Source organism: Enteractinococcus helveticum (assembly GCF_001657475.1).
Taxonomy (GTDB): domain Bacteria; phylum Actinomycetota; class Actinomycetes; order Actinomycetales; family Micrococcaceae; genus Yaniella; species Yaniella helvetica.
The window spans coordinates 94,970-111,559 of the sequence record NZ_LXEY01000022.1; the positions used below are offsets into that span (position 1 = coordinate 94,970).

Sequence of the window (16,590 nt, forward strand, 5' to 3'; positions counted from 1 at the left end):
CGGTGATGGGCGTCACGAGTTGGTTATCGAGGTTTCACGAAGTTAGTGTTCGCAGGTGAGATCCCACTGGTGTGCAGCAATCTTGAGTTCTTGCGGAGAAGGTTGCTGATGTGACAGGCATTCATCGCGAGCTTTGACGCGACACGATTGAAGCGCAGACATTACCCCAGATCTCCAGGCGGAACTCGGGATGATAGTTAGAGAGCTGTGTCTCGTTGGGGCCGCTTTTATCGATTCCACTCGGGGGCTGCGGCCATGAGCTCCTGAGTATACGAGTGCTGTGGGTCGTTGATTATCTGATTGGCCGTGCCCATTTCGACCAGCTGCCCGTTGGTCATCACCGCGATATTGTCGGACATGTGTTCTACGACGGCGAGATCGTGGGTGATGAATAAGTAACTTGCGCCCGTTTCTCCTTGCAGGCGGTCGAGAAGATCCAGCACGGTGGCCTGGACTGAAACGTCCAAGGCGGAAACCGGCTCGTCCAGAATCAGCACGTCGGGTTTGGGCGCCAGCGCACGGGCGATGGCAAGTCGTTGTCGTTGTCCACCCGATAATTCTCGGGGGTTCCGTCCGAGCACAGAACTGTCCAACTCCACCATCTCAAGCAGTTCTATGGCGCGCTCGCGATACTGGCGTGACCGCGAGGTCGTCCCCTTGGACAACGCGTTGGTCAGAACCTGTGAGACTGAATAGCGCGGATCAAACGATGCCAAAGGGTCTTGGTAGATGGCCCCGAGACGCTCGCGTAGCGCGCGACGTTCGCTTTCGTTGGCCGGTGCGAAATGCTCACCGAAAATTTCCACTGTCCCGGTGTCGGGAGCGGTCAAACCCAGGATCATCCGGGCCGTGGTAGTTTTGCCCGAACCGGATTCTCCGACCAAGCCCAGCGTGGTGCCCCTGGGGATTGATAGGGATACATCATTGACGGCCAGGTGATCACCAAAGGCTTTGGATAACCCGGTGACTTGTACCGCGAGGTTGTCGGAACGTTTGCTGGATACTTCTGGCTCAGGCCTGGCTAGATGTGGTGTCTCGGGCTGTTCGAGATCACGCGTGAGTGGAACAAACCGCTCAACGCCTGCGGGGATCGCAGCCAGCAATTGCTTGGTGTATTCATGGCTGGGGCGATTCAGGATCTGATCGGTCGGTCCCGATTCGACAATCTCACCGTTGCGCATCACAATGATCTCATCGGCCACCTGTGCGATTTGGGCCAGGTCGTGGGAAATGATCGCCAGCGCGATCCCTTGGTCGGTCAGGTCATTGAGCTGATCCAGCACCAACCGCGTCAATCGGGTATCCAGTGCGGTGGTTGCTTCATCGGCGACCACCACACAGGGGTTACCGATCATAGCCTGGGCTATGAGTGCTCGTTGCCGCATCCCACCGGACAGTTGCGGACTCCGTTGATCAGCGCGCACAGTTGGATTCGGCATCTCCACGCGGTACAGAGCCTCGATCGCCGTTTGCTTTCGAGCTCGACGCGACAGCGGCAACGTATCGGCGATTTCTCGATGGATCGGCCGCAGTGGATCCAAGCTGTTCAGGGCATCCTGCAAGATCATCGCCACCTGCTGACCGCGAATCTCACGCCATTGTTTCTCCGTGAGGTGGCGGGCATCCGTGCCCAAAATATTCACCACATCGGCGGTCACCTGGCCGCCGGTCAACCCCAGCAGGGCGCGAGCGGTCACTGACTTCCCAGAACCAGACTCGCCAACAATCCCCAGGGCACGACCGGGCGTGAGCGTAAATGACACGTTCTGAACGGCTTGAATAACGGACTTATCTGGTCCGGGAAACGTCACCGACAGGTTCTTGATTTCAACCGCTGGTTGGCTCATGCACTCCTCCGAGTAACCGAACGCCCCAACAGGGTAGCCCCGGCCGCGACGGCGACAATTGCCAGCCCCGGGAAGACCGTCATCCACCAGGCAAAATGCAAATACGTGCGACCCGAGGCCAGCATCGCACCCCATTCGGGTGCCGGAGGCGGGGTCCCCAAGCCCAAAAATGACAGCGCGGAGGCCCAAATCACGGCCTGCCCGATGCCAAGCGTAATCAACGCCAACAGAGTCGTGAGCGTATTGGGGATCAAATGGTTGCGTACTTTCAGCCAGGTGGAGTGTCCAAGCACCGTGGCAGCGTCGAACATTTCAGAGTTCACTAACGTGCGCAGATGCGTCCGGATCAATCGTGCATAGCCCGGCGCGGTCGACAAGCCGACGGCGATAATCGCCGGCGTGGTCCCGGGCCCGGTAAATGCGATAATAATCAGCGCCATCAACAAGGTGGGAATCGCATAGAGTACTTCAAGCCCGCGCAGAATCACCGAGTCAAGCCATCGCGGAGCAAAGGCTGTGATTACACCCAGGACGACGGCGATGCCCATACCCAATCCGGTGGCGGCTAGACCGATGGTCAATGAGTCAGCGGTGCCGTGCACCACTCGGGTATAGATATCGCGCCCGGATTCATCGGTGCCAAACGGGTGTTGCAGTGAGGGGGACCCAAAAGCATCCGCCGGATGCACCGCAAGCGGACTGCCGGGTGCCAACAATGAGGGAAACAGTGCCGCGATGGCGATGATGCCCATAAACAGGGCGGCAACGATCTTTCCGGTGCGGGTCACTGGTCACCACCTCGAGCCGCAGCCGGGTTGATGAACGCTTCGATGGCCTCGACCACGAGCATGACCACCATATAAATCAACGCAGAAAACAGAGCAATACCGGTGACCATGGGCATGTCCCGGGACAACACCGCTCCGAGCAGGGAACGCCCGATTCCGGGGCGAGCAAAGACTTCTTCGACGACGACGGCGCCCGAGATGGAGGCCGCGACCGCCCAACCGGTGAGATTGAGTGCAGGTAGAGCCGCGTGGCGGAAACCGTGGCGGAAAAAGACTTGGCCTTCTGAGGCCCCGCGGGCACGTGCAGCGAGTGCAAACGGCGAATTCATCGCCGTCAATAAACTATCTCGCATCAACTGTGCAAGAAATCCGGAGAGCGGAATGGCCAGGGTGACGGCAGGCAGAATGATGCCCTGCATCGTGCCGGTATCCACGGCGGGTAGCCAGCCGAGCCAGGTGGAAAAGATAATGATCAGCATTGCCCCCAGCCAGAAGTGGGGGACTGCGGCCGCAATGACTTCGATAATCGTGCCCATAGTCTGGCCGATTTTCGAGCTGCGAGCAGCAATTGCCGCCATGACAAAGGCGATGAACCACGCGATGACTAACGCGATCAGGGTCAGTTGTAAGGTTGCCGGCAGCATTTCGGCCATGACCTGAGCCACCGGTCGATGTTGGGCATATGAGGTGCCCAAATCTCCGGTGGCTAACTGGCCAAGATACAGACCGTATTGCACCACAAGGGGTTCATTGAGGTGGTACTGCTCGCGTGCCGCCTCAAGGGCTTCGGCAGAAGCCTGAGAGCCGGGTCCTCCCATGATGGCTTCGGCTGGATCCCCCGGGATGAACCGGATGGCAATAAAGATCGCGGTGGCCACGAGCCACAGCAAAAGCACTGCGGCTCCTACCCGGCGGGCCAACCACGTGATGATGTGCATGAACTACTTACTGGTTGAGCCAGACGTTGTAGTACTCAGGAGCAGCGATGGCCGACGCCTCGCCCATGCCCTGGACATCTGCGGTATAGAGGAAGTGGTTCTGCTGGTCATACAGCGGCAGCACGTAGAAGTCTTCTAACACCATTTGCTGTGCTTGTTCGTAGAGGTCAGCACGTTCGGCGTCGTCGGTGGTTTCTTCGGCCTGGACCAGAATCTCATCGAGCTCAGGGATATCGACCTGGGCGTTGTTGGCGAAGTAGCCGGATGGGGCAGGTTCAATCGACGATGAATGGTACAAGATTCGTAGGACCGATGGGCCGACCTTGGTGTACGGGGCCGAGACCAGATTGTAGTTGTGCTCGCCCAGAGCTGCATACCAACTGGATAGGTCCAGCAAGTTGATCTGCATATCGAATCCAACTTCGCCTGCCTGGGCCTGGAACTGTTCAAATAGGGACTGTTCAGCGGGCACCGACTGGTTCGTGGAGACCGGCATGATGAGCTCGAGGCGCTCGCCGTCTTTCATCCGAACGTTATCCTCGTCGCGTTCGGTCCAGCCGGCTTCATCCAGCAGGTCGTTGGCCTCATCAACGTCGCGGTAGAACAGGGAATCATCGGAATACCCCAGGGGTTCGACCGAGGACAGCAGCGAGTGCGAACATGGTGCGGTATCGAAGAACAGGGCTTGGATACCGCCGTCAACATCTACAGCGCGAATAAACGCTTCACGAACCAGTGGATCATTAAAGGGTGCCTGCGAAGAGTTCAGCTCGATGCGGTTCGATGCACCGGGCCGTGGAGAATCCAGGTGACCGATGTTGGCATTATCTGCAGACTGAATGGTGTCTGGCTGGGCGTTATCAATGACGTGGACTTCACCGGACTGTAGCGCTGCATAGCGGGTTGCGGCTTCTGGGATGAGACGCCAGGTGATGCCATCGAGGTAGGCCAGGTCATTTTCGCGCTCTGAGTCTTCCACTGGCAGAACGTAATCTTCGTTGCGGACCAGATTAATCTGCTGTTCACGATCCCAGGAATCTACTGTGAACGGACCAGTTCCGACCGGGGATTCGCAGTTTTCCTGCACCTCACGAGCGAGCGCAGCGGGGGACTGGATGGCGGTCCAGTGCATGGACAGCGATTCTTCCAGCGCATTATCCGGGGCCGACAGGTGCAGATCGGCGGTCAGATCGTCGACGATTTCAACTTCTTGAACTTTTTGAACCGCCAAGTAGCCCGTCGAGGACGCCGTATCTGGGTCCTGGAGGTGTTCGACGTTGGCTTTGATTGCCTCAGAAGTCAGCGGGGTGCCATCGTGGAACGTGATCCCATCGGTCAGGGTAATGGTATGGGTCAGACCGTCTTGCGAGACCTCGGAGCTTTCGGCAAGCCAAGGGACAGTTTCGCCATCCTCATTTTTGGTAAACAGGGTTTCAAGATACTGAGTTGAAATCAGGCCCTGAGGATAGTTGCCGCCGTAGTGGGGATCCAAGCAATCGGGTTCGGCATCGCCAGATGCGTAAATGAGGGTGCCTCCGGATTGTGGTTCACCGGATGCTTCGCCCTGGGTTGAGCCGCTATCACCACAGCCAGCCAGCGCCAGGCCACCAATTGCGGCGGTGGCCAAGATCTTCAAATGTGAGGATGAGAATTTTGCCATAGCGATAACTTTACGGCCAGCGCACCGGTTGCGCCGTCTAAAAAGTCACATACGTCGACGACGTTCGGTACCAACGAAATTCACTTTCGGTTTACCATGGGTTTTCTGCAAGTTGCCGGGATCCGATGAGTCCGATGTCACTTGGTATCAGTGCCTGTTACGGTTTATAAGACCGTTCTTTGGGTGCTTGAACACCCTGTTGAAGTGAGGGTTTTCGGGTCTATGACTTGGCGGATTTACTCGATCATCGTCTTATTGCCGCTCGTCGCTATGACCGTGGTGGCTACCGTACGGCCACTGCAATGGATCTCCCTGGTGCCCGACCCGATGGCGACGCACTTTGATGCTGAGGGCAATCCGGACGGGTTCAGCGCCCCGATCACGAGCATTGCTTTAATTACCGGGATCAATCTGATGGTCGTCATAGCGGTTGTTCTCGCCCTGCGTCTGAAATTTTTGACCGGGCTTCAGGGACGGTTTCTGTCCGGTTCGGCTGCGTTTACAGTCGTGCTGATATCGGTGATTCAGCTAGAACTGTTCAAAAGCCAATCCAGCCTCACCGTAGCAACAGAGGCCTCGTTTCCAATGTCGATTATGGGGATGACACTGGGCTTTGCGGCAATTGCGGGTATCAGCATTGGTCTGGTGCCGACCCCAGCACCGAGCGCCACACACGAAGCAACACCGGACCATTCATCGGCGCAGAGTACACCGGAGGATCTGACGTGACGCAGCGTTGAAATGATGCATCCAGGTGTGCAGTTCGTTGTCCTCCTCGCCATTGCCAGCGTGCTTGGGTTTCTGACGCTTGCACCCGGGTGGATCAGTCTGGTGATCGCTGTTGTCACCGTGATTCTGGTGATCGCGACCTGGGGATGGCGCTTGCGAATCGATAACCACGGCCTGTCCTATGCAGGTTTTCTCGGCTTGCCTCGAGGCAACATTCCACATGCATCGATAGCATCTGCTGAAGTCACCGACATACGTCCTGGTGAATGGGGTGGATGGGGATGGCGCATCTCCGGTGCTGGAACAGGACTGATCACTCGTGCTGGTTCCGGTCTGAGGATCACACGGACCAACGGGCAAGTCCTTGAGATCAGTACGCAAGACGCTGTCACGGCAGCCAACCTCATCAACCATTATGGTCAGCGCGAGACGGCTCAGTAGGAGTCCGAACCACTGAACAGATATTCACGATGGGAGATACCAATTCACAGCGGCTGCAATGCTGTGAGACCGAGGTCTTCTTATCCAGACGATCAGCCGGTGCTAGCCGGAGGTATAGACGATGGCTAGTATCCACACTATGAACCAGCACCTTCAACACGTTTGTCCGGTTAGCAGCGTGACATCGTGAGTGTCACCGAGCGTCTCTATTCGGTACTGATCCGACGCAATGCCGAAGCAGAAGACGAAGTACCAGCCAATAGAAGACACACCATTGCGCCGAACGGGCTGCGACTGGTGCTGGCGAATGCGTTGCAGTCCTCGGGTGATCAGGTGGTCAACGCCTCGACGGTTTTGCCGTGGTTGTTTGCAGCACTGGGCGTTCCGCCGGCACTCACCGGCGTGCTGGTGCCCATCCGGGAGGCAGGCTCAATGCTTCCGCAAGCTTTTCTCACTCCGTTGGTGTTACGAGTGCGGTACCGTAAATGGGTTTTTATTGCTGGTGCTCTCGTACAAGCCGGTGCGGTCGCCGTGATGGCTGGAATCGCTGCCCTCGGTGAAGGACTGGCAGCAGGTCTGATTATTGTGTCAGCACTCGCGATCTTCGCCTTGGGCCGTTGCCTCTGCTCAATCTCCTCCAAGGATGTTCAAGGCCGCACAGTGCCCAAAGGGGAACGCGGCCAGATTAATGGCGTGGCCACCACGGCGGCCGGACTCGTTGCTATCACCCTGGGACTTGTGATCAGACTGCTTGGCGGAAGTGATATTGCTGCTGAACAATTGTTCTGGTTGCTGGCTCTTGGGGTGGTGTTATGGCTTGCAGTTGCCGCGGTCTATGTCGGTATTCGTGAACCAGTCAACGAACAGTCCGCCCCTTCCAAGAGCACGACGAACGAATCAGCGTCTGAACATAAAAATTCGTTTGTTCGGATGGCAGCCCTGTTACGGCAGGACAAGCCGTTTAGAGATTTCGTCACGGTTCGCAGCCTGCTACTTCTATCGTCACTGAGTCCACCCTTTATCGTGACGTTATCGGTCCACGCAGGTGCTTCCAGTCTGACGGGACTGGGCGGGTTTATCATTGCTTCAGGGCTGGCAGCATTAATTGGTGGACGGCTCTTTGGACGCTTCGCTGATCGCTCCAGTAAAAAGCTGATGAGTATCGGCGCGGGTGTGGCTTCAGCTGTCATTATCGTCACGGTGGGGCTCGCTGCGCTGCCCGCGGTGAGTGCTGACAGCTGGTGGGGCAACATGTTATTCGTGGTCTCATATTTCGCCGTGACGCTGATGCATACCGGCGTCCGCATCGGCAGGAAGACCTATGTTGTTGACATGGCCCAGGGGGATCAACGCACCGTGTATGTTGCCGTATCGAACTCAGCGATGGGCCTGATACTGCTTGTCGTGGGAGGTCTCAGCTCACTTCTGGCGCTGTTACACATCGCATGGGCGCTGCTGTTCTTAGCGGCTATGGGCCTCACCGGAGTGGTTGCCGGAGGGCGGCTGCCAGATGTCTCGCGCGGGTAGAGATATCCAGTAGTCTCCGACCCGATGCAGAACCGGAGTCTTTTGCTTCCCCCGGACCGGCACTAGGTGCGGTCTAAGGCTCAGAAATCAGGAGAGCTGAGGTTTATTGTTCTTCGCGACCAGGAGCTCGATGAGCAGCTGGTCTCGCTCATCGAGCGTCGCGACCCGTTGCAGTTCCTCCAGCTCTGCTGCGACCCCTTCTGACACAACAGGAATGTAGTCATAACGGGTGTTCGCGCTCGACAGATGGTTATCTGTGGATTCTTACTAGGCACGCTATGGCTGCACTAGTAGGCTGGCCGCATGGCAACAAAAGATCTAACTCAAGAATCGTTCCAAGAAACTATTGAAAACAACGACATCGTCCTGGTGGACTGGTGGGCCGACTGGTGCGGCCCTTGCAAGATGTTCGCTCCGGTCTATGACGAAGTCTCCCAAAAGCACGACGACATCGTCTTTGGCAAAATTGACACCGAAGATCAGCAGCAGCTTGCCGCAGCGGCAGGTATCTCCTCCATTCCAACCCTGATGGCCTTCCGGGAAAACGTGCTGGTCTTCTCCCAACCCGGCGCCATCAACGCTCAGCAGCTGGACAGCCTCATCGAGCAGGTCCGTGGACTGGATATGGAAGAAGTCCACAAGCAGGTTGAAGATGCTCGTGCCAAAGCCGAGCAAAACAAGAACTAACGATCCCGAAAATCGGTAGCCGCCATGCGTGGCCCGAAACGCGAAAAGCGGATCCCCGAGGCATACATCAGCCTGACAATGCGCTGTCGATGACCGGCCCAGGGCTCAAGAAGCTCTAACATCCCGGCGTCATCGGTGCGTTTGCCCGCCAGTGCTTCGCCGACGTGGTGGGCTAAGTGATAGTCACCAACCGCCACGTAATCGGCTGCCCCGTGGGTCCGCTGAAGTGTTTCTGCTACCGTCCACGGGCCGATACCGGGCAGCGAATTCAAACCCCTATCGATTTCGGCAAGCGGTTTATTCGCCAATCGATGCAGCGCGCTGGCACGGGAGGCCACAGCTCTTAAGGTACGTGCCATAAACGGTTGTACCCAACCTGCATGCCACTGCCAGGATGCGATACCCAAAATGGTCTCGGGCCGAGGAGCTAATTTCGGGGCAGGATCGCCGGCAGGGGAGGCCAACCCATAAGTCTTGGCCAACCAACTCCAGGTCGCACGTGCTTGGTGCTGCGTGACCTTTTGCTCCAGCACCACGGTCAATAATTCATCCACAAGCTGTCCGGTCGCCATCAGACGCATGCCTGGATGACGACGACGTGCATCAACTACGCGTTCTGGCAAGAGCTTGGCGGTTTGCGCCAGCACCTCATCGAATGCTTCCCAACCCGCTAGCGCGGCCTCATCGACTCCGAGTAGTACTGGCATGCGTTGAACAACGGCCTGGATAGCGTTGTCGTCACCATGAGCCCAGACGTGATACCGGATGGCACCAGGATGTAAAGGCGAGCTCGGGTGGACCAGAGCGATGGTTACCGGACCGGTCGATGACGGCTGAAAGGATAACCAGCTCACCCCATCGGTGGTTGCTGCAGTAGGGTCACCCTTGCCACGAACCAGCGGTGCCATATTGGCGGCAAGATCAACGGCAACACCCGGATGCAGAACATCAGAATAATCGGGTTTGCGCACGAAGTTCATGGCGTTTTATAACCTCCTGACACACCGTGAAACCGCCGAAGCAGGTAGCGTGGTGACTATGAGCCAAAATCAGCCTACGTCAGCGACACCCAAGTACGCAGAAACCATTCTGGACCTCATTGGCAATACGCCGTTGGTCAAACTCAACTCGATCGGATCGGATCTAAAACCAACGATCCTGGTCAAGTGTGAATTCCTCAACCCGGGCGGATCCATTAAAGACCGTATTGCCCTGAAGATGATTGAACGGGCAGAAGCCGAAGGCAAACTCTCCAAGGGCGGAACCGTGGTCGAGCCCACCTCTGGCAACACCGGGGTTGGTTTGGCCATGGTGGCACAACAAAAAGGTTACCGGTCTGTCTTTGTCACGCCAAGCAAAGTGGCCCAAGAAAAACGCGACGTGCTCAAAGCCTACGGCGCTGATGTTGTGGTTTCAGAAACATCGGTGGCCCCAGACTCACCGAACTCCTACTACGGGATCACCAATAAGCTGGAAGAAGCCATCGACGGCGCATACCAGCCCAATCAGTTCTTTAACTCCGCCGCTCCTGAATCACACTATGAGACCACCGGCCCAGAAATTTGGAATGACACTGCCGGACAGGTTTCCCACGTAGTGATCGGTGCTGGCACCGGTGGCACCATGACGGGAACCGGACGCTACTTGCATGAAGTCTCAGCAGACCGCGAGTCTGGTCCGGTCAAAGTGGTTGTTGCTGATCCATCCGGTTCTGTCTACTCTGGTGGTTCTGGTCGTCCCTACTTCGTTGAAGGTGTCGGCGAAGATATGTGGCCGGGCAACTACGATCCGAACGTCCCGGACTCAATCCATGAGATCACAGACGCTGAAGCCTTCCACTACACCCGCCGTCTGGCCGCCGAAGAAGGCATACTGGCCGGAGGTTCATCGGGTATGGCACTTGCCGCTGCGCTGAAAGAAGCCCAGAACCTATCTGAGGACGACCTGATGGTCGTTATCCTGCCGGATTCGGGCCGCGGGTATCTGGGCAAAATCTTTTCAGAAACCTGGATGCAAGAACACGGTTTCGACACCAATGCGCCCCAACCCGTTGCCCCACAGCGTATCGGCACTGCATACCGTGACGGCACGAACCCGGTTGCACCGCAAGCAGAAACCGCAAGCGTTGAGGTTGCCGGACTGGAAACCCAGATCGGTGAACTATTAGATGCCAAGACCGAATGGCTGCCGGGGTCACTGCCAGAGGTCGTCATTGCAGAAATTGATGCCCCGGTTGCCGATGCCATCTCGACGATGAACCGCTACGGCATCGACGCCATTGCCGTAGTCGGTGGGGTCCAAGATCAGTACCGCATCGGTGAATTGCGTGGAGCGGTCACCGTGAAGGACCTGATGAATCAGCTAGCAACCGGCAAGGTCACCGCCCAGACGTTGCTGTCCGACATCGAATTGGTTGAACTGCCAATGGTCGGCTACATGACCTCCGTGGCCGAGGTAAAAGCCATTTTAGATGCCGCACCGGCAGCCCTGGTGACCCGCGATGGCAACATCGCCGGCGTCGTCAGCTCTCACGACATTCTGATGCACCTGATCGCAAACTCATAGCCCAGGAGAACACTTCCATGACGTTTATTGATAAACACACTTCCGGGTTCAACACCCGGGCCGTACACGCAGGCCAGGAACTAGACCCGGTCTACGGCGCTGTGGTGCCACCTATCCACCTGTCGTCGACCTACGCGCCGGAAGCCATTGGCAAACTGCGCAAAGGTTACGACTACGGGCGTGGCACCAACCCCACCCGAGACGCACTGCAAGCACAGATCGCCGGACTAGAAACCGGGAACGCAGACACCGGATACGCCTATACCTTCTCATCCGGGCTGGCGTCGGAAACCGCGTTGCTGATGGCAGCCTGCAAACCTGGTGACCGTGTGGTCGTTGGCAACGACGTCTACGGGGGGACCTACCGCCTGCTCGATAAGGTGCTGGGCCCATGGCAGCTGGAACACCACGTTGTGGATATGTCCAACCTCGATCAGGTGCGTGAAGCACTGGCATCGGCCAAAGCTCGTATTCTGTGGGTTGAGACGCCAACGAACCCGATGATGAAGATCGCCGATATTGCAGCCCTGGCTGAGTTAGCCAAAGAATATGACACTCTGCTGGTTGTCGATAACACGTTTGCCACCCCGTACTTACAGTTACCGCTACAACTCGGCGCCGACGTCGTCGTCCACTCGACCACCAAGTACATGGGCGGCCACTCCGATACGATCGGTGGGGCAGTGGTGACAGAGAACGAAGAATTGGCCAATGCGATTAACTTCCAGCAGTACGCTGCTGGTGCCTCGAATTCACCGCTGGATTCGTACCTGGTGACCCGCGGCCTCAAAACCCTGGGCGTGCGCATGGACCGTCACGTGGCAAACGCCACCGCCATTGCCCAGTGGCTTACTGAACACCCCGGCGTGGAAAAAGTGCACTACCCGGGCTTGGAAGATCACCCCGGCCACGAGATCGCGAAAAAGCAGATGTCAGGTTTCGGTGGCATGGTCTCGGTGCAGTTCAAAGCAGGGGTGGAAGCCACCCGTAAAGTCGCCGAATCAACACATGTTTTCCGTCTGGCCGAATCCCTTGGTGGCGTAGAGTCGCTGCTGAATTATCCAACCGCTATGACGCATGCCTCAGTTGAAGGCACCGAATTGGCGGTTCCAGGGAATTTGATCCGTCTTTCTGTCGGTATTGAAGACCTCGACGACCTCATGGGCGACCTCGAACAGGCACTTCAGGGGCTCTAAACGAAACCTCGATTATTGAAAATGCCGGATCTGGCTTAGAATGGAAAAGTTCAGCCAGATCCGGCTTCTTCCTTTTAACCTTCAACTCCAGTCAATGGGACTGTTGAGTGGACCGTAGCGTGCAATGCAAGGAATACACCCGGATCCTTACATCACCTTACGAAATCTAGGAAGTCTTTTTGACCGAACAATCTTCGCTGCCCGAAACTGAAATTACCTTCGATTCTCTCAACCTTGCCGATCCGATCACCAAAGCTTTGGAAGGTCTCGGCTACGAGAAACCATCACCTATCCAGGCGCGCACCATTCCACTGTTGCTGGAAGGCCGTGACGTCGTAGGTCTGGCCCAAACCGGTACTGGTAAAACTGCAGCCTTCGCACTGCCAGTGCTATCCACATTGGCCGAGGCTGATCAACGCTATGACAGCCCACAGGTCCTGGTACTGGCGCCAACTCGTGAACTGGCCCTGCAGGTAGCAGAAGCCTTCACCTCATATGCCGCACACATTCCATCCGTGTCCGTTGTTCCGGTATACGGTGGCTCCTCGTATGGGCCACAGCTTGCCGGACTGCGCCGCGGTGCAACCATTGTGGTTGGTACCCCAGGTCGTGTCATTGACCACCTGGAGCGCGGTTCCCTGGATCTATCCGATCTGAAATACCTCGTCTTGGACGAAGCCGACGAAATGCTGCGCATGGGCTTTGCTGAAGACGTCGACCGCATTTTGTCCCAAGCCCCCGAAGGCAAACAGACCGCACTGTTCTCGGCCACCATGCCGCGCGCGATTCAGCGCATCACCGGTGACTACCTCAACGATCCTGCACAGGTCGAAGTTGCAGGTCAGTCAAAACCAGCCCAGAACATTCGTCAGCGTTACCTGCAGGTCGCCCAGCCATGGAAACTTGAAGCCATGACCCGCCTGTTGGAAACCGAAGATACCGACGGCATCATCACCTTCGTTCGTACCCGAAACATGGTCGAAGAACTCACCTCAAAACTGATCGCTCGTGGTTTCGCTGCCGCTGCAATTTCTGGTGATATTCCACAGAACCTGCGAGAAAAAACCGTCGACGATCTGCGTTCCGGACGGATCGACATTCTCGTTGCCACCGACGTCGCTGCCCGCGGTCTTGACGTTGAACGCATCAGCCACGTCATCAACTACGACATCCCGCACGACACCTCCTCGTACGTGCACCGCATAGGTCGTACCGGCCGTGCCGGACGCCAGGGTGATGCCATCTTGTTGATGACCCCGCGCGAACGCTACCTGCTGCGTTCGATTGAAAAAGCCACCAAGCAGTCCGTTGAAGAAATGCAACTGCCATCGCTGGATGAAGTCAACGCTTCGCGTCGTGCAGCATTCGCTGAAGAAATCACCAAGACGATTGCGACCAATGATGACGCATCAGAGCTCTCGGTCTACCGCGACCTGATTGCAAATTACATTGAAGAACACAATGTGGCAGCCGTGGACATTGCTGCAGCTTTGGCCATGATGGTTCAGGGCGGTCGACCACTGGAAGCCGAAGAACCAGACTTGCCACCAATGAACATGCGTGGCCGTCGTAAGGAACAGCAATCGGGCGAACGTGAACGGAGCGGCCGTCCGAAGCGTCCTTCCAAGGAAGGCCAGGCGACGTACTGGATTGCTGTTGGACATAAAGACCGTGTTGGCCCTGGCAACATTGTTGGCGCCATCGCGAACGAAGGGAACATCGACATCTCCGATATCGGTGACATCCAAATTCGTCCAACCTTCTCGCTGGTGGAACTGCCAGAGGAGTTGTCTCACAAGCAAGAAGAAGCCCTCAAGAACGCTGTCGTGGGTGGTCGTAAACTGAACTTACGTCTTGACCGCGGTGCACCGAAATCCTTCGGCTCTCGCGGCTCGCACGGTGGCGGTTTTGACCCGTCGCAACGAGGCCAGAAGAAGAAACAACGTTGGTCAAAAGCCAAGAAGCGTTCCGAGTTTAATAGCTAAAAAAGCGTAGACCGTGACGTTAGCCATAAACGAGTATTTCGATTTTGCCTTTTGATCATTTGTTGGTAAAGTCTTATCTCGTTGCCCCGATAGCTCAGGGGTAGAGCGCCATCTTGGTAAGATGGAGGTCCCGGGTTCAAATCCCGGTCGGGGCTCTGATAAAAATAGCCTGCGAGGTTCGCAGGCTATTTTTATCCAGAGTCAGATTTCTGATTTGGCTGTGTAGCTCAGTTGGTGAGAGCGCACGACTCATAATCGTGAGGTCGGCGGTTCAAATCCGCCCACAGCTACAGCGAAACTCCCCTGCAATTGCAGGGGAGTTTTTCAATTTCTTCCTCTATGCCTGAGCCCTGTACTCGTGCTCCTATTGCGGCAGGGCGATACTCTTCCGGTAGGCGTTTATCAGGCCTCGGATCATCACCACCACCACGTACGCAATCAACAGCACACACGTAATTGCGCTGGTAATTACCGCTGCGGGTCGTTCAGAGGCACCAGTATACACAGCACCCAGATCCAGAGCGTTCATACCGGTTCCAACAATGCCGACAATTGCCAGAATAATACCGAGCACCGCACCAATCGTCTGATTAATAAAACCGATCAGACTACAGACTATGAACAGCAATCCGATCAGGGCGGGAATCAAAGCAGTCCAGCTGGCAAATGCTGTCAGTGCGTAGGCCAGCCCGCCCAGGACAATTAGAATGACGCCGGTGGCCATGCTAATTCGTGACATGACATACCTCCTGTACACGCGCTTACGAGAAAGTCGTCAACGGTCACACCGTCATATAACTATCATCACATTGATTGGGTTGCAGGTACATCGTTTATGCTGCCGACGCGATCAACACGGCGGGGCCAGCTGTGTGAGTCACCGGTAGAGACCTTGTTAAATGTTGAATGGGTGGGGAGCTCAAGCTGCCCCACCCAATCAGCACATCACGCCGGTGTGTTTGTTAGTCGATAATGTTGTGTTCCGGGCCGACTTCAAATTCGGTCAGGTTGCGGTGACCATCTTCGGTGAGCACCAAAATGTCGTGTTCGCGGTATGCACCGGCACCTGGCATGTTGTCTGGTATGGTCAGCATCGGTTCCATCGAGACAACCATATTTGGCTTCAGCTCGGTTGCGATGTCTTCACGGAACTCCATGGCGGCTTCGCGACCGTAGTACGGGCTCATAACACCAAACGAGTGACCGTAGCCGATTGGAGCGTATTTCAACAGGTCGTGCTTTTCGAAGAACCGATTGAGCTCAGCTGCGACGTCCTGAGCAATGGCGCCTGGCTTGATCAACTCCTTGCCCAGTTCGAAGGCTTCCACGTTAATCTTCCACAATTCGAGACTGTGCTTGTCCGGTTGACCCAGGAACATCGTTCGTTCCATGGCGGTGTAGTGACCAGACATCATCGGGAAGCAGTTGATCGAAAGGAGGTCACCTTTTTGTAGTTTGCGGGTTGTCGGCCAGTTGTGGGCCCCGTCGGTGTTGATACCGGCCTGGACGAGGCACCAGGTTTCGCGCAATTCCTGTGACGGATAGGATTTGGCGATCTCTGGAACCATCGCCTCGGTACCAATCAGGGCGAGCTCGTATTCGGTGATGCCTTCTGTGATGGCATTCTTGATTGCACGACCACCGATATCAGCGATCCGAGCGCCCTCACTGATCAGATAGATCTCTTCATCCGATTTCACAACGCGCTGGTTCATCAGATCCGTGGCGACGTTGAAGAGCTCAACCCCTTCAAACCAGTCTTGGAATCGGCGGTATTGCTCAACGGTGAGACCATCGTGTTCGATTCCTAGCCGACGAGGTTTGATATTGCGTTCATCCAGTGTGTGCTGGATCGCGCGGAAAACGTTCTGGGCTTCCCAATCGGAGTAGACGATATTCTCGCCGTAGGTTGTACGCCAGGGCATGCCACCGTCAACCCAGGGAGTGATTGTAATGGAATCTTCCGGCGTAATGACAATCGCAAAGATTCGGCCAAACGGTGAGGGCACGAAGTCCGAGAAGTATTTGATGTTGTGCATACTGGTGAGCACCAGCGCATCAACCTCATCGGCAGCCATAACTTTTCGCGCGTTGGTTAGACGGCGCTCGAACTCAGCTGGTGAGTACGTCAGGTCCTGCTGCTCACCGTTGTACTGGGTAAAGACGTGCGGGACCGTACTGTGGTCGGTCTTTTGAGGTTTGGTCGGACTAGTCATAAAGCGATTCT

The 16,590-nt window shown here is 56.3% G+C and carries 14 protein-coding genes and 2 tRNA genes; 9 read left to right on the plus strand and 7 right to left on the minus strand.

Annotated features, from left to right (window positions below):
* Nucleotides 1-227 precede the first annotated feature (227 nt).
* The 4 genes from A6F49_RS12400 to A6F49_RS12415 are packed head-to-tail and all read right to left on the minus strand — an operon-like array spanning nucleotide 228 to nucleotide 5,233.
* Nucleotides 228-1,847, minus strand: coding sequence for an ATP-binding cassette domain-containing protein (locus A6F49_RS12400; protein ID WP_043058817.1), 1,620 nt, complete (start codon nucleotides 1,845-1,847; stop codon nucleotides 228-230).
* A complete protein-coding gene (locus A6F49_RS12405) occupies nucleotides 1,844-2,635 on the minus strand; it encodes an ABC transporter permease (protein ID WP_043058816.1) in 792 nt (263 codons plus the stop codon). Before A6F49_RS12405 ends, A6F49_RS12400 begins: the two co-directional genes overlap by 4 nt.
* Entirely contained in the window at nucleotides 2,632-3,573 is a 942-nt protein-coding gene (locus tag A6F49_RS12410) for an ABC transporter permease (RefSeq protein ID WP_043058815.1), read from the minus strand. The genes A6F49_RS12405 and A6F49_RS12410 overlap by 4 nt, the downstream gene beginning before the upstream one ends.
* 7 nt (nucleotides 3,574-3,580) lie before the next feature.
* Nucleotides 3,581-5,233 (minus strand): ABC transporter substrate-binding protein, encoded by a 1,653-nt coding sequence (locus A6F49_RS12415; protein ID WP_052505018.1) that lies wholly within the window; start codon nucleotides 5,231-5,233, stop codon nucleotides 3,581-3,583.
* A gap of 183 nt (nucleotides 5,234-5,416) precedes the next feature.
* Between A6F49_RS12415 and A6F49_RS12420 the strand changes: the two genes are divergently transcribed.
* The 4 genes from A6F49_RS12420 to trxA all read left to right on the plus strand — a co-directional run bounded on the left by A6F49_RS12420 (nucleotide 5,417) and on the right by trxA (nucleotide 8,617).
* A complete protein-coding gene (locus A6F49_RS12420) occupies nucleotides 5,417-5,962 on the plus strand; it encodes an SdpI family protein (protein ID WP_150119489.1) in 546 nt (181 codons plus the stop codon).
* A gap of 12 nt (nucleotides 5,963-5,974) precedes the next feature.
* A complete protein-coding gene (locus tag A6F49_RS12425; RefSeq protein WP_043058813.1) occupies nucleotides 5,975-6,403 on the plus strand; it encodes a hypothetical protein in 429 nt (142 codons plus the stop codon).
* A 186-nt stretch (nucleotides 6,404-6,589) separates the two neighbouring features.
* Nucleotides 6,590-7,930 carry an MFS transporter gene (locus tag A6F49_RS12430; protein WP_043058812.1) on the plus strand — a complete coding sequence of 447 codons (1,341 nt, stop codon included), beginning with the start codon at nucleotides 6,590-6,592 and terminating at the stop codon, nucleotides 7,928-7,930.
* A 303-nt stretch (nucleotides 7,931-8,233) separates the two neighbouring features.
* A complete protein-coding gene (trxA, locus tag A6F49_RS12435) occupies nucleotides 8,234-8,617 on the plus strand; it encodes a thioredoxin (protein WP_043058811.1) in 384 nt (127 codons plus the stop codon).
* On the opposite strand, the gene A6F49_RS12440 is transcribed toward trxA, so the two are convergent.
* Nucleotides 8,614-9,597, minus strand: a complete 984-nt coding sequence (locus A6F49_RS12440) for a DNA-3-methyladenine glycosylase family protein (protein WP_043058810.1) — start codon at nucleotides 9,595-9,597, stop codon at nucleotides 8,614-8,616. The genes trxA and A6F49_RS12440 overlap by 4 nt on opposite strands.
* Before the next feature lie 58 nt (nucleotides 9,598-9,655).
* Between A6F49_RS12440 and A6F49_RS12445 the strand changes: the two genes are divergently transcribed.
* The 5 genes from A6F49_RS12445 to A6F49_RS12465 all read left to right on the plus strand — a co-directional run bounded on the left by A6F49_RS12445 (nucleotide 9,656) and on the right by A6F49_RS12465 (nucleotide 14,653).
* Nucleotides 9,656-11,182, plus strand: a complete 1,527-nt coding sequence (locus A6F49_RS12445) for a pyridoxal-phosphate dependent enzyme (RefSeq protein ID WP_043058967.1) — start codon at nucleotides 9,656-9,658, stop codon at nucleotides 11,180-11,182.
* 17 nt (nucleotides 11,183-11,199) lie between these two features.
* Complete coding sequence (locus A6F49_RS12450; RefSeq protein WP_043058809.1) at nucleotides 11,200-12,378, plus strand: cystathionine gamma-synthase; 1,179 nt, start codon at nucleotides 11,200-11,202, stop codon at nucleotides 12,376-12,378.
* Nucleotides 12,379-12,557: 179 nt separating this feature from the next.
* Entirely contained in the window at nucleotides 12,558-14,363 is a 1,806-nt protein-coding gene (locus A6F49_RS12455) for a DEAD/DEAH box helicase (protein WP_043058808.1), read from the plus strand.
* Nucleotides 14,364-14,446: 83 nt separating this feature from the next.
* A tRNA-Thr gene (locus A6F49_RS12460) sits at nucleotides 14,447-14,518 on the plus strand.
* A 61-nt stretch (nucleotides 14,519-14,579) separates the two neighbouring features.
* A tRNA-Met gene (locus A6F49_RS12465) sits at nucleotides 14,580-14,653 on the plus strand.
* Nucleotides 14,654-14,727: 74 nt separating this feature from the next.
* Here the strand turns inward: A6F49_RS12465 and A6F49_RS12470 are convergent.
* Together A6F49_RS12470 and A6F49_RS12475 are read right to left on the minus strand one after the other, a co-directional pair.
* On the minus strand, nucleotides 14,728-15,102 hold the full coding sequence (locus tag A6F49_RS12470) for a hypothetical protein (protein WP_043058807.1): 375 nt from the start codon (nucleotides 15,100-15,102) through the stop codon (nucleotides 14,728-14,730).
* 223 nt (nucleotides 15,103-15,325) lie between these two features.
* Entirely contained in the window at nucleotides 15,326-16,579 is a 1,254-nt protein-coding gene (locus A6F49_RS12475) for an aminopeptidase P family protein (protein WP_043058966.1), read from the minus strand.
* Nucleotides 16,580-16,590 lie beyond the last annotated feature (11 nt).